General features: G+C 42.6%; 17 protein-coding genes and 1 tRNA gene. 7 read left to right on the top strand and 11 right to left on the bottom strand.

Annotated features, from left to right (window positions below; translation table 11 throughout):
• Positions 1-162: 162 nt before the first annotated feature.
• Complete coding sequence (locus tag MJ612_RS06340; protein ID WP_187030527.1) at positions 163-1,290, bottom strand: OmpA family protein; 1,128 nt, start codon at positions 1,288-1,290, stop codon at positions 163-165.
• A gap of 460 nt (positions 1,291-1,750) precedes the next feature.
• Between MJ612_RS06340 and MJ612_RS06335 the strand changes: the two genes are divergently transcribed.
• Entirely contained in the window at positions 1,751-2,605 is an 855-nt protein-coding gene (locus tag MJ612_RS06335) for an alpha/beta fold hydrolase (protein ID WP_187030525.1), read from the top strand.
• A 594-nt stretch (positions 2,606-3,199) separates the two neighbouring features.
• Here MJ612_RS06335 and MJ612_RS06330 read toward each other — a convergent pair.
• The gene (locus MJ612_RS06330; RefSeq protein ID WP_187030523.1) at positions 3,200-3,613 is read right to left on the bottom strand and encodes a hypothetical protein; all 414 of its coding nucleotides are present in this window, start codon (positions 3,611-3,613) and stop codon (positions 3,200-3,202) included.
• A gap of 144 nt (positions 3,614-3,757) precedes the next feature.
• Between MJ612_RS06330 and MJ612_RS06325 the strand changes: the two genes are divergently transcribed.
• The 3 genes from MJ612_RS06325 (at position 3,758) to MJ612_RS06315 (ending at position 7,468) form a co-directional block, all read left to right on the top strand.
• A complete protein-coding gene (locus tag MJ612_RS06325; protein ID WP_187030521.1) occupies positions 3,758-3,907 on the top strand; it encodes a hypothetical protein in 150 nt (49 codons plus the stop codon).
• Between the two features lie 229 nt (positions 3,908-4,136).
• Positions 4,137-4,307, top strand: a complete 171-nt coding sequence (locus tag MJ612_RS06320) for a hypothetical protein (protein ID WP_187030519.1) — start codon at positions 4,137-4,139, stop codon at positions 4,305-4,307.
• Between the two features lie 560 nt (positions 4,308-4,867).
• Complete coding sequence (locus MJ612_RS06315; RefSeq protein ID WP_187030517.1) at positions 4,868-7,468, top strand: NHL domain-containing protein; 2,601 nt, start codon at positions 4,868-4,870, stop codon at positions 7,466-7,468.
• 244 nt (positions 7,469-7,712) lie between these two features.
• On the opposite strand, the gene MJ612_RS06310 is transcribed toward MJ612_RS06315, so the two are convergent.
• Together MJ612_RS06310 and MJ612_RS06305 are read right to left on the bottom strand one after the other, a co-directional pair.
• Positions 7,713-8,738: a hypothetical protein gene (locus MJ612_RS06310; RefSeq protein WP_250419072.1), complete on the bottom strand. Its 1,026-nt coding sequence runs from the start codon at positions 8,736-8,738 to the stop codon at positions 7,713-7,715.
• Between the two features lie 373 nt (positions 8,739-9,111).
• Positions 9,112-9,183: transfer RNA gene (locus MJ612_RS06305), tRNA-Glu, on the bottom strand.
• 191 nt (positions 9,184-9,374) lie between these two features.
• Here MJ612_RS06305 and MJ612_RS06300 point away from each other — a divergent pair.
• From MJ612_RS06300 to MJ612_RS06290, 3 genes are all read left to right on the top strand, one after another.
• A complete protein-coding gene (locus tag MJ612_RS06300) occupies positions 9,375-9,650 on the top strand; it encodes a hypothetical protein (RefSeq protein WP_187030513.1) in 276 nt (91 codons plus the stop codon).
• A 78-nt stretch (positions 9,651-9,728) separates the two neighbouring features.
• Positions 9,729-10,043, top strand: a complete 315-nt coding sequence (locus MJ612_RS06295) for a hypothetical protein (protein ID WP_187030511.1) — start codon at positions 9,729-9,731, stop codon at positions 10,041-10,043.
• Between the two features lie 139 nt (positions 10,044-10,182).
• The gene (locus tag MJ612_RS06290; RefSeq protein WP_187030509.1) at positions 10,183-10,899 is read left to right on the top strand and encodes an SIMPL domain-containing protein; all 717 of its coding nucleotides are present in this window, start codon (positions 10,183-10,185) and stop codon (positions 10,897-10,899) included.
• Positions 10,900-10,956: 57 nt separating this feature from the next.
• Here the strand turns inward: MJ612_RS06290 and MJ612_RS06285 are convergent, their stop codons facing one another.
• The 7 genes from MJ612_RS06285 to MJ612_RS06255 all read right to left on the bottom strand — a co-directional run bounded on the left by MJ612_RS06285 (position 10,957) and on the right by MJ612_RS06255 (position 19,172).
• The gene (locus tag MJ612_RS06285) at positions 10,957-11,949 is read right to left on the bottom strand and encodes a hypothetical protein (RefSeq protein WP_187030507.1); all 993 of its coding nucleotides are present in this window, start codon (positions 11,947-11,949) and stop codon (positions 10,957-10,959) included.
• A gap of 225 nt (positions 11,950-12,174) precedes the next feature.
• Positions 12,175-13,155 (bottom strand): acyloxyacyl hydrolase, encoded by a 981-nt coding sequence (locus tag MJ612_RS06280; RefSeq protein ID WP_187030505.1) that lies wholly within the window; start codon positions 13,153-13,155, stop codon positions 12,175-12,177.
• Between the two features lie 253 nt (positions 13,156-13,408).
• Positions 13,409-14,956, bottom strand: a complete 1,548-nt coding sequence (locus MJ612_RS06275; protein ID WP_222619610.1) for an alpha-amylase family glycosyl hydrolase — start codon at positions 14,954-14,956, stop codon at positions 13,409-13,411.
• 37 nt (positions 14,957-14,993) lie between these two features.
• Complete coding sequence (locus tag MJ612_RS06270) at positions 14,994-15,869, bottom strand: hypothetical protein (protein WP_250419071.1); 876 nt, start codon at positions 15,867-15,869, stop codon at positions 14,994-14,996.
• Between the two features lie 162 nt (positions 15,870-16,031).
• Complete coding sequence (locus tag MJ612_RS06265) at positions 16,032-16,832, bottom strand: bestrophin-like domain (RefSeq protein ID WP_187030500.1); 801 nt, start codon at positions 16,830-16,832, stop codon at positions 16,032-16,034.
• Positions 16,833-17,204: 372 nt separating this feature from the next.
• Entirely contained in the window at positions 17,205-18,050 is an 846-nt protein-coding gene (locus MJ612_RS06260) for a bestrophin-like domain (protein WP_187030498.1), read from the bottom strand.
• Positions 18,051-18,074: 24 nt separating this feature from the next.
• Positions 18,075-19,172 carry an amidohydrolase family protein gene (locus MJ612_RS06255; protein WP_187030816.1) on the bottom strand — a complete coding sequence of 366 codons (1,098 nt, stop codon included), beginning with the start codon at positions 19,170-19,172 and terminating at the stop codon, positions 18,075-18,077.
• Between the last annotated feature and the right edge of the window lie 92 nt (positions 19,173-19,264).

Here is a 19,264-nt window from a genome sequence, read left to right as displayed (position 1 = left end):
TTCTTAGATAATTAACTTACAAACGCTTGTAGATATTGTATCGCAAGTTGTTACTTATCGATGTCTAAAAGGAACCGCTGATCATTTACCCCTCTTCTTTGTATAGCTGCCTAAACTCACTTATCTCAGACATTGAAATGCCAACAGGAATTCTCCTTGAGTTCAAGTACCTTTTTTATGAAGAATCTTTATCTCCACTCTTCTGTTGATTGCTCTGCTTTCTATTGTTAGATTATCTGCTTTCGGCATCGCTTCCCCATACCCTTCTGAAGTCATTCTTTCAGCCACTATCCCTTTTTGTAGCAGGTAGTCCATCACAGCCTTTGCCCGCTGTACTGATAGGATGAGGTTGGCTTCTTCTGATCCAACATCATCTGTATGCCCCTGAATAGCAATTACAGCTTCCGGCTTGGTTTTAAGAAATGCCGCCAGAGAGTCGAGGGTAAGATAAGCCGTTTCTAAAATCTGAAATTCACCTGTTTTAAAGTTTAAATCTTTCAGCGTAATGGTATTGCCTATGGCGAATTTAGTTGATAGTGGCTTTGGATCTGGTATAGCTGATTCAGACCGGTTTGCGGCTGCGGAAACAGGAATCACACTGATGTTGTCATAGCAGTAGTAGGTTCCTTTTATCTTGTTATACCTTGTAATCCGGGGACTATCCGGGTTCAATGCATCCAACTCGATACTGTTTGCTCCTATAAAATTGCCAATAAGTAGGTACTTTTCTCCTCCTCTGGCTTTATAAACCCCGGTTACTTTTGTCCAGGATTCGCGGGAAGCAAGACTTGGTGATGCAGCTGAAGTCAGAGACAAATAAGGTATACCCTCACTTGTTAATGTGTGGTCTTGCTGTCCATATACCTTTCTGTTTAAAGGTAAAGGCTTTTGGGTAAAAGAGACAGTTATCTCTCTAATTGGCGGCTCAATTACAGTGGCTCTTATTGTATAAAGGGATACAATATATTGGGTATTCTTTTTAAGTGGCTTTTTTAGCTGTGCCTGCATCAGTTCGCTGGATGTGGAACTGAACCATTGGCAGAAGCAAATATCCCCAAACCGTATACTGGTAATATGGCGTGTAGGAGAGTCTGACATGTAGGCATTATGATAGGGTGGATATTGTATGACTTTATCTTCTTTGGAAGCAATGTCTGGTGTGCCACTTACGCCCCTGAACCCAACAATGTAATTTTTCAACTCCTCCAGGCTTGGGTTCCGTACAAGGTTCTGTGCCTTAACCTGTCCTATGTATAAACAGAATAATAAGTATAGCAGGATAGTTTTCATTTTATTTTCAACGTTGAGTACCAAGTAAAGTATATACACTAGGCTACAATGCACTCGCTTATAGTAAACGTGATTGGTTAGTTAATATGTGACGGCAAACGGAATAGGTAAACTTTGCAGATAAGTAAGCCTTTATCAGATAGATAGTGTTTTATAGTGGTAGCCCCCTACATGGAGTTATAGCGCATTGTTCAAGGTTATTTTGCTGCTAATAAAGAATATTTAGAGCAAAGGGTAAGGTAAGCTTATGGTTCAAAATAGAAACTTCAATAAGACATATGGCTCCCTACCCATGCTCTGAATGTAAACCATTTTTCTGTGGAGTATGATCTATGAAACTCCATGAATTGGTATAGGGTGTAAATGTTAAACTGTGTTTTATGCTTGCATAGCAGTGTTAAAACTATTTTACCTGCTATAGGTAAGATAACTCAAACCGCTTTAAACTATTGTTTCTGCCATGGACCTGGAGCATATGTATTTCCACTTGCCTGATGTAACACTGCATGCTGCGACAGCGGGCGACAAAGCGGGTCAGGTGCTGGTGTTTCTGCATGGCTTCCCGGAATACTGGTATGGCTGGCATAAACAACTCTCTTTCTTTGCCAGCCAAGGCTACCATATCGTTGCCCCAGACCAACGGGGCTATAACCTAAGCAGCAAGCCCAAAGAAGTAAAGGACTATATGCTGGAAAAGCTAACAGCTGATATAATCGGACTTATCCAACAGCTGGGCAGAGAAAAGGTGGTGCTGATAGGACACGACTGGGGAGGAGTGGTGGCCTGGGCTATGGGCATGCATTTCCCGCACCTGCTTGACAAACTGATCTTGCTCAATATTCCACATCCGGACGTGATGCAGCACTACCTCCGGCACAGCCCGCGACAGATGCTCAAAAGCTGGTATGCAGCTGCGTTCCAGGTGCCGGTGCTGCCGGAGGTAGTGCTACAGGCGCTTAACTATAAATTGCTGGCTCATGCTATGACGAGTACTGCGCATTCCTCCACCTTTGCCAAAGAAGACCTGGCTGCTTATAGGCAGGCCTGGCGAAAGCCTGGTGCTTTGACAGGTATGCTTAACTGGTACAGAGCTTTTAAGTATTCCCGCCTCCGCTTAAACCAGACTGTAGAAGTGCCGACACTCCTGATCTGGGGGGAAAAGGACGCTGTGCTAGACGCTCACATGGCCCGGCAAAGTATAGGCAGGTGCCTGAACGGGAAACTTGTCTTTTTGGAAGAGGCCACGCATTGGCTGCATCATGAGCAGCCGGAAAAAGTGAACCTACAGATACTCTCTTTTCTCAAAGAAGAGTGATGTAGCTGCCAAGAAGTATAGCTGCCATGACCGCCCGATTTGTAAAAGTTAGATAAGCCCAACCAAAGGGGAAATTATCAAACCAAAAAGCCGCTCCATTTTCTTGAAATTGCTTTTTTACTGTGGTAAAAAGGAATGAATTATCGAACTATTTGCATAGGGATTTGGCTGCTGTTGAAGTATGTATAGAGCTAGGATAGCAGTAAGTTTAAAGTTATTTCACCAAATAAATCAAATCTGAGTCAAATAGTGTAACGGCGCGATAGCAAATGCAGTGTTTGCCTAAATGCCATGTCACCAGGTATTGAGTTGGTTGTGTTTTAAAAGGGAGGCTCCCGGGACAGGAGCCTTTAGTGGGTATCAACTGTAAGGGTGGGGTAAGGGTTTATGCATAAACCAAGAAGTATAAGGGTGGGGTATCAGCACTACTTCTTGTTTTTATGCTCCACTTTATGAAAGTTCTACTGGTTTATACGAATTTAAACAAAGTATTGCTTATAGCTATATTTTGTTTTTATAGCATATTAAAAGAGTATTTACCTGGGTCAGAAACAGTTAGTGTCAGACCACCTATACAAAAGCTTAATAAGGCAGTTATTCCTGTTTCAGCAGCCAGTCAAGAGCTGTGCTTTTGTCAGAAAAGATATGAAAAGCAATCGGCAGTGTAACGGCATTTTTGATTCCCTCATAAAGGCCTGAAATCTTTTGCTCCCGCACATGATGTGTGGTGCCGATGCGGGCAATCTTCTCTAGCGGAGTCTGCATCAAGCCAACAGTCAGCTGCGCGATGGAGTGCTTGTATTCTGTCTCTGTCAGATCCAAGGTGTTTCGGGTAAAGTCCAGCAGTAAGCGCGTAACATTATACTCTTTTACCGTGACCACAATAGATAGAAAGGCATTACGGATTTCGGCTGCATCATAATCCCGCAGCACTTGCAGGGATGCTGTTAGGATGTCATGTGCTGGCTTGTAATCCAGTTTAATAATGTGGTCGCTGTAGAGTATCAACAGGGGATATTTTAAGGTACAAATATAAAGGGTTTTGTTTAGGAGAGGTGTAGGAGGTTTGTTATTTGACTGTTAAAAATGTTAGTTCCATATTATTTATAGGCTATACTGCGATAAATAGAAACGCCAAACCCTAGGAAAACTATGAAAATAAAAGATTATATCAGATTGTTTGTAATGGCCTTTGCTTTAGGAGGCTTTATGTTTGCCTGCAACCAGGAGGCCCAACGGGAGACCGAGCAAGAAGCCAATAAGGTAGAAACGGAAATGGATGCTGCTGCAGATGATACCTAACGAGAAACCAACGAGGCCACTCAGGAAGCAGACAATGAGCTTGGGGAGTTCTCTGCCTGGGTAAACGAAAATACAGCTAAAGCAGAAAATGCCACCGAGGCAGAGTGGCAGGAAAGAAAGCAGAATACAAGCGTCGTGAGGCGGAACTGCATCATCACGGCCATCACAAGCATCCTTGGTTTGATGATGATACAATGATGAAGATGACCACCACCACAACGTAGTAAGAGTGGAATTGATCCTGGGGCTGGAGTATTCTTTCCGGGATATTCTCTTTTCTATTGAGGTAGATTGGAAACCGGGGATGAACCTGATAGGGCATCAGGGGGGATGGCTGGGAGATGTGGCTTTTAATGCCCGCTTCCTTATCAGTAATAATGTAAGATTACTCTTTTATTAGGTTCGATATGCATAACCAAAGGGGAAATTTATCGAACCAAAAAAGTCGCTCCATTTAATATGGAGCGACTTTTTATAGTAGTAGTCCGTAGTGGGTTTTAAATATTAACCTGTTTGCAATTAGTAAGTTTAAGAAATAGTGTTTCTATTTTTAATTAATTTCTGAGGGTAAATCATCTATAGTTTGTGTAATTAATTAATCTAATTTATACTTAGAAATAGGTATTCCTTTGTCTCTTGCAAATCCATATTTTTAAGATTCTTTATTCTGCTACCATTTCCATCAAACTTAATGAGCTTAGGCTTAGATAATTCTTATAAGAGATATAGTGCTTTGTTGTGTTTAATGGGCTGATAGTTAATAGATTATTTGCTTGATCATGGCATTGTTATATTGAATTAAACTTATACTTTTGCATAAAAACTTATCCTATAGTAAAACTTCTACCAACCCACCCTTTCATGACAACAACTAACATTGTCTTTGCGATGCAAAGACCAAACAAGGGATGTGTCTACCTCAATGCTCTATTGAAACCAATACTCCTTTGCTTCCTATTCTTGGTTCCTTTTATTTCTGTTGCGCAAAACATTGTTACCATTGCCGGAACTACGGATAACAGGTACGGTTATTATTATGCAGGAGATGGGGGGCCTGCTACCTCTAGCGCGTTATATAATCCCAATGACATAGCCATTGACGCAGCTGGTAATCTCTTTATTGCAGATTGGGGAAATCATCGAATTCGAAAAGTAGATACAAATGGTATCATAACTACAATAGCAGGAACCGGAACTGGAGGGTTTACTGGTGACGGTGGCTTAGCAATAAATGCGCAAATATATCATCCCCTGGGAGTTGCTGTAGATGCTGCAGGAAACGTTTATTTTTCAACGGGAAATATGATCCGTAGAATTGGTACAAATGGCATCATTTCGACAATAGCTGGTTATGGGCAAGGCTATAGTGGAGATGGGGGGCAGGCAGTTAATGCGCTGTTTAACACGCCTTGGGGATTAACATTTGATAAGAATGGCAATCTCTTCGTTGCAGATTATAATAATCATAGGATTCGTAAAATTAGCACGAATGGTGTAGTCACTACGGTTGCAGGAACTGGGGTAAGAGGTTTCAGTGGAGATGGCGGGCAGGCAGTAAATGCTCAATTTAACAATCCTGTTGAAATTGCTTTGGATGACGCTGGTAATCTTTATGTTTCGGAATATGGTAATCATAGAATCCGGAAAGTCAGCACGAATGGTGTCATCACCACCGTAGTAGGAACTGGAACATCTGGATATAACGGTGATGGTGGATTGGCAATCAATGCTCAGTTATATAATCCCAATGGCTTAGCAGTCCATGGTAGTGGCATTCTATATATTGCAGACTCTCAAAATTACCGAGTGCGGAAAGTAACTACTGATGGTATAATCACAACATTAACGGGGACCGGTAGTGCATGGTCTGGAAGTGAAGAAGAGAATGTGTTAGCAATTAATGCTATGGTTATCCGTCCAAATTCTGTTGCCTTAGATAATAGGGATAATCTTTACATCGTAGAAGAGATACGTCACCGTATCCGTAAGGTAGACAATGTAGTTTTGTCACCGGATGCTGATCTAAAATCTTTTACCTTATCTACAGGAACACTTTCACCTGCTTTTGCTGCTGCTACAACCAGCTATACCGCTTCAGTAGCGAATGAAATAACAACTGTTAACATTACACCTACTCTCAGCCATACCAAAGCAACTCTAACTGTTAATGGTACAGTTAGTGCAAGCGGAGCGGCAAAGTCTATGAGCCTAAATGTGGGTGTGAATACACTAGCCATAGTGGTGACAGCCGAAAATGGTATCACTAAAACCTATACGCTTGCTATAACACGCGCTGCTCTCCCGGCTCCCAGTATAGGTACACAGCCAATGAATGCAACCGTTTGCCCGGGCATAAGCGCGTCTTTTACGGTAACAGCTAACAATGCTGTATCTTACCAGTGGCAGGTGTTTACTACTTCTTGGCAGAACATCACCAACAATACTATCTACAGCGGTGCTACTACTACCAAGTTAACCATAGCCAACTCCACTGACCTGCACAACAAGCAGTACCGTTGCGTGGTAACAGGTAACAGCTCTCCGGAAGCTATTACGCAGGCCGTAACGCTTTCTGCTGCGGATGTAACCAAGCCGACCGCCATAGCCAAGAACATCTCAGTAACACTGGATGCCAACGGAGCAGCCACCATCACGCCTGAGCAGGTAAATAATAACTCTACTGATAACTGCGGTATTCAAAACATAGCGCTTTCTAAAACAAGTTTTTCATGTGAAAACGTTGGAGCTAACACTGTTACCTTAACCGTGACAGATAAAAGCGGCAACACCAATACCGCTACTGCCACAGTAACCGTACAGAAAGCTCCGCAAACGATTACCTTCAACGCCCTTGCTGCGAGTACCTATGGTGCTGCACCGATTACGCTGAATGCCACTACGACATCGGGCGTGGCCATTACCTACACCACAGAAGGGCCCGCTACAGTGAATGGTAACATACTAAACATTACGGGAGCTGGCGAAGTAAAGGTGACAGCTACTCAGGCTGGTACTGGGTGTTATGAAGCTGCCACACCAGTTACCCAAACCATGCAGGTGGAGAAAGCAACTGCTACTATTACTTTAAATGATCTGGAGCAGCCGGAGAATGGCCAGCCACGCGTAGTAACAGCCACCACTACACCAGCAGGCTTAGCTGTTACCATTACCTATAATGGCGTAGCAGAAGCACCTACACTCAAAGGTACTTACGAGGTACTAGCCACCGTGAATGATCCCAACTACAAAGGCACTGCTACAGCGACGTTGACCATTCAGGCACCTACCGGTTTAGGAGATGACTTAAAAGAGCTGAAGGGTGTGAGCCTGTATCCAAACCCGACCCGGGATGGCAAACTCTACCTGGAACTAGACAACGTAATTTTCAAAAACAGCTTGCTGGTTGAAGTATATTCGGTTAGCGGAAGGTTGGTACGCAGCATGCACATCAGGCGTACTGCACCGACAGAGATAGATCTTTCTTCTCATGCTGCGGGCCTGTACTTGGTACGTGTGACCAACGATAAAGAAGTGAAAACGATCAAAGTGCATAAGCAATAAGCTTTACTAGTTTGATTTATTACAAAAGACGCGAGAGATACCTTTTGCGTCTTCTTGTTTTCAAGGTCAAGGTTAGGGCATATTGAGCTTTACGGGAGCAAAAGAGCGTTAATCAAAAAGAGAGTATCAATAAACTATTTGTGTATTTAGAAACATTTAGTTCCTAAATGTTCAGGCTTATTGAAATATAAAAGCCCGCTAGGAAAACTTCCGTAACGGGCTTTTGATTGCTTTTTGTTGTGCTTTATTTGAGCTTTGGTTCAATGAAATATAGTAGTGTCCCTTCTCGCTTTACAGGTACCATGTCGTAAGGGATTCTAAATTTAGGGTTGTTGTTTTTTCCTGGATGTCTGACTACTTTCACCGTGAAGGTACCACTCCCATTAAAAAAGAAAGAGAACATGCCGTCTGCCCCCGCCACAATCGAATGGCTGGAAGGCGTACTAGCCTTGATCATCCCTGTATTTAAAATAAAATCCGGCATCGATCCTGTTTCTGGATCAAACGCATAATGCTGATCATACCGGGCAATCCAGGCTCTGCCGAATGTACTACCGGAAGAAGCCGGGGCATCATATTTTATTTCAAACGTAAGGGTATCACCTGCCTGTAAAGCAAAAGGCAATTGGTTAGATAATACTTTGTCACCTGCTACGATAGGACCCGTTTTATAAGTGTCATCATACAGGATAATGCCCTTCTTGGCATTGAATTTATTAATTGAATGATCTATGAGTCCCTCATCGCCTGGAACATAACATTCTGCGTCCACATTATCCCAAACGAGTTTAGAGGTTAGAACTTTCTTGTAAGACGTTGTAAAGCCATCAGCTTTAAAATCAGTTGGCTCGTAGGCAAAAGAATATTTTTTGGTATAGGTTAAAGGGGCCTTTTCTTTGCCCGGGGCAGGATAGCGGAACAGCTTAAGGTCGTAATCGCCCTTCTCCTGTGTCACAGAGATCTTATGTAAACCTTCTTTAGTAATAACCCATTCCGATTGTTCTATATTCTCTAGCTTAACGGCTCTTTTGTTATAATCCTCATAAGATGCAGCAGGATCTGAAGCACCATTAAAGAATACTTTCATTTTCTTAACTGGCCCAGCGTATTCAATCCTCAGCTTGTCTCCTTTGTAGAGATAGAATTTATTACTGAGATCTTTTCCTGTATAAATTAACTGTTGGGCAAAGGCTTGGCTCGAAATGAGCGTGAATGCCAAGAGCATGGCTAATGCTAGTGGGCTTTTGTGTATGAGCTGTAGTAATACCACAGTAGAGAGATGTTTCATGAATTAATTGTGAATAAATGATAAGATGGAATTTACTTAGCCGAAGGTAAAGATTGATCACTGAAAAGCTTGCTAAAGTAGGCTTCTTTTAGGTGCTAATCTTACTGATAAACTAGGTTCAGTAATAGAGTGTAAAGGTAGTTGATTTAGTAGATTTTTCTTTTTAAAGAGCTGTGAGTATATACAATATTTTACAGCTCCTCATATCCAAGAAGTACAAGAAGCGTTAAACTATAATGTGTTATAAAGTGGGAGAGTAACGTCGCTATTGATCATTTTTGTTACTTTTCTGTTACTCTGGAAACAAAAAACCCACTTATTTGATAAAATAAGCGGGTTTTGATGGGTAATCATGTAGTCCGTAGGGGAATCGAACCCCTGTTGCCAGAATGAAAATCTGAAGTCCTAACCCCTAGACGAACGGACCGTGCAATTGCTGTATTGCGGTGCAAATATAGGATGCCTTTTCTTAAAAACAAATATCTGATTGCTAAATTATTTATGCTGTTCTTAAAATAAGCCACCTGACAGTATTTACAGACATGTCAGCCTCTTAACCTATTATTTATTTATAGCGTTAGTGTACTTTTAAGGTTCATAATCAAAACAATCAAACATATGGCACGACAAGTTCATTTTACTAGTGTTAGCCCGGATGCTTTCACTCAGTTAAAAGATAAATTGAAACAACTCGGACTTAGCCTGCAGGGCAACGAGGGAAATATAAATGAGAAAGGTGTTAAAGCAAAGTATAACTATAACCCTGAGCAGCAGAGTCTGCAAATTGATGACCTGAGTGTTGGATTTCCGGCTAGTATGATGGTGAATGAGAACAGCTTAGTACAACGTATGACGCAGATGGTAGAGGAGTATGGCGGAAGATCTGCTTCCTGAGTTAACTGATAGGTTGTTAAATACCGTATAAAGACAAACTCATTTAATTTATCATTCGTGTAAGTATCTATTATAACTATGGAAAACGAAAATAAACAGAATCAAAATAATAACTCTAAGAAATCAGAGGGGAAGCAAAGCGATTCAAATGAAAGTGTATTAAAACTTTTGCACCCGCATGATATGTCGAAGACGGTAGAATCAGCAATGCATGTGCTGCAGGGTAACCATGAGAAACTGCCTGACCTGTTGCAGGATATCGGGAACATTATTGTCAGAGCTTCAAGAAGGTTGACAACAACCCAGCTTATACTTGCAGCCGGAGCTCTAACTATAGGTGCTGTATTGCTGGCACGTCAGAACGCTGATGAATTTGAGTATTCTGGAGACTAATAGTCCTGAGCTATAAATGGAAGCCCTTACTAGATAGTAAGGGCTTTTTGTTTTTAATTGGTAATTTGTGGTATAACATTTGATATTCGCATCTATATAGAAAATCTCTATACTTTTATCTGACTAAAACTATAAAACCATGAAAAAGACATTCTTTATTTTGCTGGCCTTGTTCCTGTTTGGCCAGGTAGCAGTACAGGCACAGCAACAGGTATTACCGCCTCTGGTAAATGTAAATGGGGTAGGTGAGGTGCGCGTGCAGCCTGATCAGGTTATACTTGCTATGGGCGTGGAAGTACGCGAGAAAACCCTTGAACAGGCGCGGAAACAGGCGGATGCAAAGGCCGCTGCTATAATTTCTTATCTTAAAAAACAGGGAGTAAGCGAAAAAGACATCCAGACATCTTATATGAGTATTTACCCGATCTATACCAGCGGCGAATATGGGAAAGCATCACCGGACTTTTATACTGCTCAAAAAACAATGACTGTAATTGTAAGAAAGCTCAATAAGTTTGATGACCTGATGTCTGGCTTGTATGGAGCTGGAGTGAACAGAGTTGATGGTGTGCAGTTTCAGGTTGCAGATATAGAAAAGTATAAAGCAGAAGCACGCAAAAAAGCAGTAAATAATGCCAAGCAGAAAGCAACAGCTTTAACAACCGAACTTGGAGCAAAAGTTGGCAGAGTGTATGCTATTAATGAAAGTACGAACGGTGGAAGACCAATACCTCTTTATGCCGAAGCTGCTATGATGAAAACGCAGGATAGCGCAGGTGCCGAAGGCCCAACTATAGCTGGTGGTGAAGTTATAGTTACTTCTAATGTTAGTGTAAGCTTTATAATCGAAAACTAATTTTATACTTATACTTTAAAAAAGGCTTCCGGATTAACCGGAAGCCTTTTTTGTATTTTATCGCTCAAACTTTGCTATCTGTTTAAATGTGCCGTCTTCATTCGTCAGGAATGTTAATGGCTGCTGTGGGTCTTTCATGATGTCATGCTCCCGAATGCTCCATGGTTTCAGCATTTCTTCCAGCATATGTACGTAGGCCAGCGGCTCCCATGGGTTAAATACTTCGTTGGTCACATCATCAATCAGGGTATCCAGCACCAGTTGCTCATCTCCAGGTTTTATAGTTCTGATGAAATAATCCGGAACTACATTAAAGATATAGGCGGCATAGAAAACACGCGCTTTAAATTCTGCTACCTGTATTGGGTGTAACAGTTGGCCTTCTGTAAGCTTGTATAATCTGTGCAGTGCTTTGTTGATGATACCGTTATCCAGCAACTTACAAACGATAACTACAGGCCCAAGCTTTATGCTGAAAGCCATAGTTGTTAGCTCATCCTGGTACTCGAAAGGAAGCTCATCTTCTGTAGGATCAACCTGAAGTATAAACAGCGAGCAAGGCAAAAAATCTGAGAAAACCATTGGCACCCGCAGGGATTGCAGCACCTGGAAAAAGGTCTTGAATTTGCCCAGCATCTGAGGGTTTTCACTTACAGGGTTTTCCGGCATAATGAGCGGATCTTTTTCCCGGATAAGTTCTGTAACCAAGGTGCCGTAATACATCTTGCCGATCCACTGAAACAGCCTCTTCGGGTCCAGCGCACTTATACCTTCAAAACCTGAGTCGGCTGCTGTTTCAATTTCTTGCTCCAGCGGAAGTATATATTCAGAATTGCAATGATCACAACAGGGGATGGTAAGCTGACTGAACGTGGTAACACTTTTATCGAGCAGGAGTAGTTCTTTATTTTCGAGGTTATACTTTTGCTGCATCCACTCTCCAAAAACAGGTGTTCTGTCAGCTTTGGTTATAGTTGTACCGCACAGGAAACAGTGCTCGTCGGCGAACTGCATATTTCCAAATGGGTTGTATAGGTTAAGGTCAGCCATGGCTTGTAAATTTTGCGGTGCAAAGATACAAACATAGCTGTATACCTCCCTTCTGAGAGATTATAGTTTATAAAATGGATTGCGGTTAAATAAGTTTTAAGAAGCAATGTAGCCAAAACTCAGGCGAATGAGTTTTCTAAGTATAGGTGAGGCTTGTTTAGCATAATAGAAAACAATAGAAGTATATCCTTTCACTAATCCTGCTGCTTATTACATAGCTGATCTTTACAGATGTAAACCAAATCCCCACTCAATAACGTGCGCCGAACGGGTATGTGCCAAGAGCATAATACCGGCAGAAAAGTTTTGAGAGAGCATGTATTGCAGGCCGTAGCGCTGGTAATAGTTGGGATACAGATTGTAGGGCTGGTAGACATATCGCCCAAGCTGAAATAAAATCGATAGCCTATCCATATGAAGTTCGTGCCCTATAGTTACGCCTGCCAATCGCGGGTCCAGGTCATCGTTGGGCACAGTAAGCCCATTATTAATAAACTCTTTCAGCAGCGATTTATTTATAAAACCATCAGCACCGATCAAAAGTGTATTAGTCTGTGTCAGTCTTTTACTGGCATACATTGTAAGGCTGTACATCGGGTGTTTCTCATCAACCCTCACCACTTCCTTCACGCCGCCAGCTACTCTCAGATTGAAATGGAGGCGTTTAGCTATAGAGGAGGGCACGGTATCCTGAACACCCAGCAACCTGACTTCTCCTGGCTGGTACCGTACTCCCACGCCTACTAAAGGTAAGTTCATGCCATGGTTCGGCTTACTGAAGGCTCCATTAGAAAAATGCCGGAAGGCCAGGTTGAGGTTCAGGAAGACATGCTCATTTACCGGGAACTCATAACGTAAAGTTCCTCGAAGCTCGAAGGCTAACTTACTGCCAATGGCTAAGTTTTGCTCATTGCTGCCGGGGGTATAACAGCGGGTAGAGTATACCAAGCCAGTACCCAGGTTAAAGCGCAGGCTACTTTTCCTGAATTGCCAAAGCGCGTTATCCAGGTAAGTTGTAAACGAAACTGCCATGCCAAGTTCATCTGGTACGCCATAGTTATAATATGACAAGGCAAGGCCAATTTGGGGATAATTATAGAGCCGCTCCCAAGTATGTTTCCCAATAGTATGCTTGTTGGCGTATACTTCAACCCCAAAAGGATGCGTAAAGCTTAGCGTTGACATCCCACTTCTGTAGCGTAACATAGCTCCATAGTTTGCATTAGCTCCAAATGACCAGGGGCCTTTGACAGGGGCAGGTTGTTCAGAGGGTTGTGCCAATATAGCAGAGCTGCAACAATAGGTTAACAACAGCCATACTGACAAAATTTGTAAAGGTCGCTTCATTGGCAAGAAAATTAACTACTCTACAAGCCTTATGCTGCCCTTGGTTTTTTACACAATCTATATGCTCATTTTTGAAAATAATCGTTCTGATTTAATAATAGGCTATAGTTGCTCACAGTGCGAGCACCTGAAACAAGTTACATTTCCAAGCCTCCAGATTGACGAACAGTCCGGAATTAAGTAGTTCGCTGCCGCTTCGGTCATAAGTTTCTTCTGAAAGCACATCTTTGAGACGCCATTTCTTTTCTCCCAGTTCTTCCCACGGCATATGAACCAGCGCCTGGGCAGTCTCCTGGCTGAAATTGATGACCACAAGGAAGCGCTCTTCACCTTTTACCCAGCACCATGTCAACAAACGGAGGTAGCTCTGGTTATCGGGCCAGCCGCTCCGCTCACAAAGCCGCCATTCCCCGTTTCTAAAAACATCATGGTTTACTCCCTTTAGCAGCCGTCCATAGAAGGCTAGCAGATCCTGATCTACCGGCTCTTCCGGGCGACGTGCAAGAAACACGGGCACTCTCACTTTCCTGCCTTCAAATTGTCCCTCGTGCAGCAGCTTCACGCCAGGTAGCGTAAGAATTACGGCAGCTGCAGCGCGGGCTTTACCGCCAGTAAATGTGTGAGCCGCTCTTGGCTCGTCGTGGTTCTCGATGAAGCGTACACTTTTCTCCTGAAAGGAACGGTCTGCCAGCAGATGTTGACGTATGCTTTCGGCATCCTGGTGCTCCATCCTGTCATAGAGTTTCTTGTCGTAGGTGAAATCAAAACCCTGTTGTTGCAGTTCCCATTCAAGGTCCCAGTATGCCTCAGCTATGAATTTAAATTCCGTATACTTTGCTTTAACTGCAGGTATGATGGTGGCCCAGTACTCTTCCGCCGGTTTTGTGCCAGCCCGGTTTCCCCAGGTGCGTTCAAATATTTTATTGAGCATCAGCATAGACATATCACAGCGAACACCGTCACACTGCCCTGCTACATCCGTAAGTGTGTCGATAACTGCATGTCGGAGTCCCGGAGCAAAGGCGTTGAGTTGGAGTACATCAGGCCAGGCCGGAAAGAATGGATCCCGGCCACAGGCAAACACCTTACCGCCCGACTCTATGAAGGAATTCGGATCTTTCTTAGCATCGTCAGCATTTCCCTGTACCAGGTATTCAGGGTGTTCGGTTACCCAGGGATGATCAATTGCAACATGGTTAGGGACAAAGTCAAGTATAAGTCGTAACCCCCTATCACGGAACATGGCGCGGGCTGCAGCAAGACCCTGTGGCCCACCGAGGTGATCGTCAACCACATAGTTGCGTACGCAGTAAGGCGAGCCAACATTGTCCTCAGCAGAGAAGTCAGGCAGCGCTCTGTTAAAGTCTTCGAGCAGCCCCTTGTTGCGCATGGATATTTCAATTCCGGCAGGGCTCCGCTCCCAGACACCCATCAGCCACACGGCATCAAAACCAAGCATGGCGATCTTATCCCATTCCTCCGGTGGCACAGAGGAGAGATTCACTTTCTGTTGGTATTTCCGGCTTAGTTCTTCCAGCCATACCCAGGTGTTGATCTCATAAATAACAGGATGTTTGGCCCATGGCTTTTCCGGGTTCCTGCTATAGGTTTCCTGCATTGTTTCTGAATGCTGAACCTCACTATTTTGTTTTAAGTCCATAACTTTTTATCTGAAATAGATAGATAAATATAAATTTTTAGAGGGGAGGTTTGGATAGCGAAGGAGAGGGCTTTTCACGTCCTTGCCATAGCAGATAAGGGGTCGTAATCAGGGCGGCGATCAACAAGTATAAAACAATTGCAGCAGGTACCAGCTCTTGCTGCTGAATATTAGCGCTAGCCAGTGTCATTGCAATACCCGGATGTCGGGCAGCGGTTGCTACAGCAAGTATATTCCGGTCTTTTTGGGAGGTACCACCCAAAAGGTGACCAACTATAAGACCAACAAATACAAAGAGCAGTAATATGAACCCAATGCCGCTACCTACCAGATGCCTGATTAGTGGGAACAATAGAAAAAGCAGCGGCACGATTGCCAGAATCAATAAGACTTGAGCGAATTTGATAACTGAACTGGCAACTTTTTCTGCAAAGCCAGGAGCTAAATGCCGGATAGCAATACCCAAAAACAAAGGCGCTATAATGGTAACAAGTATAGTTAAAAGGAGGCGCTTTTCAGATACTTGTACAGGTTTATTAGCTATTGCTTCAAATACCTCCAATGAAAGCGGAATCAATAAGATTGAAAGTAGAGAAGCAGCTACCAGCAGACCTATAACATATTCTTCGCGCTCACCGGCTTTAAGTGGTTTGGCAGGAAACAAGGGCGGAAGAGGGGAGATTGCCAGAGCAAGTAGCGTAACCCTGATTAATGGAGCCAGGTCTATTAAGCTAACCAACAGAATTACAAACAACGGCATGATAATGTTTATGGCCAGCAGCGTACGAAACAGTTTCATTGGCTTTCGGAACAGGTAAAAAGCCTCATCTACTGTAGCTTTTAAACCATAGCCAAGCACTATAAGTAAAATGCTTGCCTTAAGTGCCAGTATTACAATTTCGTTCATGCTCATAGCTAGTAATCAAAATAGTTGTTCAGGAGCAGAAAACAGTTTGTTATCTTTAAGTATAGATCATATGTTAAGAAGCCGAAACTTAACAGTAACAGATAAGAAAAAGCTGTAGAAGGTTTTAATTTGATTAAACTTATTGCCTGATATTTAGATGTATAAGTTTTAAGGAACATATGTTTGTATCAGCTTCTGAGTATTTTCAAGAGGCTGCTGGCTTACTTTGAATTTTGTTGGTTTGGTGGAGGAATCCATGTCAGCAATCATTACAATAACTAAAGCAAAAGCAGCGGCAAGAAAGGCAATATCAATAACTCCCCGGTTTTTATAGGTGCCGTTCTGATAACCCATCGCAAATAAACTTAACAAATAGAGTAAAATAAGGGAAAACCATAGCAGATCGGGGATCCGAAATACCAGTGCTACTGTTTCTCTTTCGCTGTAAACATCTATTACCTCATTTACTGACTCAATAAATGCAGCTCTCAATTCGCTATCCATATTTGCCTGAGCCAGCGAAGCGGTCTGCTTCCAGAGCAATAAATTAATGGCATCCATTCTCTGGGTAGCTTTTTTAATAACATCCTTATCTGGTTGTCTTGGTAATTTTACCAGGATGCCGATATATTCAAGAAAATACCCACGTATTGCCTTCTTTTGTTTTTCCGGAAGAAAGCTTGTACGAAGATAACACGTACCAATAGCGTTTGCTTGTTGTATCACTAATTCCTTGCGCTCTGCAAAGCGGGATGAGGTAATGGAGAAAGTAAAGCCTAACATGAATGCTAACAATGCCAGCATTGCTCCAACGTCGGTTCCGATAGTGGCTTCCATAACTTTAACCTCTTTTGGGGCCTTTTTTAGCGCAATATGGATACCAGCTAAGGCCGCAAGTACACCAATGATTACAATAAGTATAAATAAGGCCCACGACGGCAAACTTGTAATAAGCAAACCTATTTTCATTAGTAGCAAATTTCATGAATGGCAGGTTATATAAACGTATACGAAATATAACCTTCATATAATCATAAATAATAAGCAAATAAGCTTAAATTATTCTTGTACCATACTTATATCAGTAATCAAAAAAGTTGCTGGCTGATGAAGTGAACGTAGTTGATTATAGGAGTTTCAGATTTGGGCATTTCGAGATAAAAATGAATACATTAGATTACTACTAACAACGCTTTATAGTATAGCTCAAATAATTTACCCGGGCCGGGAGAGCAGACAATACTTGTTCTTTTGCTAGCACTAAATGATGATTTATGAGCTATACTTAGGTAGTGTTTGCATACATTATATGTTATTATAGCTGCTGGGTATGGATGCGATCTAAACAATCTCTTTCTCAATCATCTTCTTTACTTCAAGTAGCGGCTCTTTTGTAACCTGAAACCGGCGTTCTACCCCGGAAGAGTTTAGATCGGAAATGAGTACTATAACCACTCCAAAAGCTATCGGGACTAACGGCATATCGAATGTTCTACTCGAACCTGTAATGCCGGTTTGATAACCAAAAGCAAGCATACCCATACCTGCGAGAACCAAAAGTGATGACCAGATAGGGGCAGGAATCCGGAACTTAAGTGCTACAATTCTTCTTTCCAGGGCTATATTTAAAACGTCTTTCACTGAACTGATAAACTGTGACCTCAACTCAGAATCCATATCTGCCTGAGCCAGGGATGATGTAACTCGCCAAATAGAAGCGTGCAGTTCCTCTAACCGTTCCAGCAGCTTTTCTACCTCTTTTGAAGATTGGATAACAAGCAGGATATCAATGTATTCTTTTAAATAATTTTGAATTTCTGATCGTTGGTTTTCTGGTAGCAGGCTGGTATGCAGGTAGCATGCTTCAAGGGCTTTTGCCTGCTGTATAACAAGGGTGTTTCTGTTGGAGTAGCGGCTCCAGGTCAGGGAAAAGGTAAAACCCAGCATAAATGCCAGCAGCCCAAGTATAGCTGCAACCGCAGTACCAAGGTGCTGCTCAGATTCTCTGGCTCCAGACTGATACCTTACTTGCCCGATCCAGGATCCAAGGCCAGCAATTACTATACAAGCCGATACAACAATCAAAAACAAAGCCCAAGCAGGTATAGATCTAAAGAATTGCCCGATTCCCTGTCCCTTCTTTTCCTGTTTAGGCTCGCTAACGATTCCTGAATTTACCTGGCTCATATAGTTTTAATATTTTGGATCTTGCTATTTTTTAGCTCCGGTACTTACATGCACCTTCTCCCATTGTCGTACTTTTTGCCTGGCTTCGTTAAAAATCCGCTCGTAATTACCCTTCCGTAATTTTTCACTGGTTTCCGGTTTAAGTCCCTTCCAAAGTGGCTCGTACATGTTGTACACTGCATAATACATCTCCGGACTTGTAGGTGCTACCACATCTGATCCAAAAAGAAAACGGTCAGGATATCGGTTAAGAATTGTGATAGAATTTCGTAGCACTTCCGGCGAAGCCACAATGTACTTGGCAACCTCATCCCAGGAGATATCAAAGTATACATGCCGTAGCGCAGGGTCCGAAAGAATATCGTCCACAATCTGCATTTGCCTGGGCGTGCGTTCTGTTGACGGAGCCGAAGGGGAGCCCTGAATCGGGCGTACTATCCTTCCTAAGCCCACATGTGCCCAGATAATTGTTGTTTTGGGATGTCTTTTCAGTAAGTCTTTCATTTGGGTTAAGTATATTGGCTCTGTACCGGCTTTGGCAAAAGGCATATCCATATCATTATGAAAAAGCACCACCAAGCCAACTTCTCCTGCAAAATCCAGCAGGCTGTCAAGGGCAGGATTGGTAAGGCTGGCAACTTCACCGGCTACTTTTGCAGAAACAAACTCTTTGTGTATGCTGAATTCTCCGATACCGGTAAATACACCCGGAAAAGTATGGAGCACCCTTTTTATATGAGCTTTTGCATACATATCAGCCGGGTTAAAGCCTATAATCATAGGGTCGAAGCGTTGTTTCTCTTCTTTTGAAAGAGAGTTATAGATACTTGCTATATAAGCGTCAGTAAAAGAATAATAATAGAGTGGGGCATCGCTTTGCAGGTAATAAGTAGGAGCATAGTTGCCTGAGTTAGGGTAATACCACATTTGTTGCAAGGGTATGCCAAACAGCGTAGACCGGCCAACGCGGCTGCCCATAATTTCTAAATACTTATGAATATCGACGCCTTCCTGGATGTAGTTAGTCAGGTGAAAATGGGAATCATGAAAGGTATTGTCAGGAGGTGCCTGGGTTTGCCTGTTTCTCTTTTGGGCTTCAGCAGTATGTGTTAAAAACAGCATCAGCAGTATGGCAGAAATTATAATACTGACAACCCGGCTAGAGCGTGTAGATAGTAGAAGGTTCTTCATTGAATACTTTGAAGTGAAAAGCC

The sequence above is a fragment of the Pontibacter deserti genome, assembly GCF_023630255.1.
Lineage (GTDB): Bacteria > Bacteroidota > Bacteroidia > Cytophagales > Hymenobacteraceae > Pontibacter > Pontibacter deserti.
The sequence above is the reverse complement of the archived record's forward strand: the minus strand, read 5'-3'. Positions and strand labels throughout refer to the sequence as shown.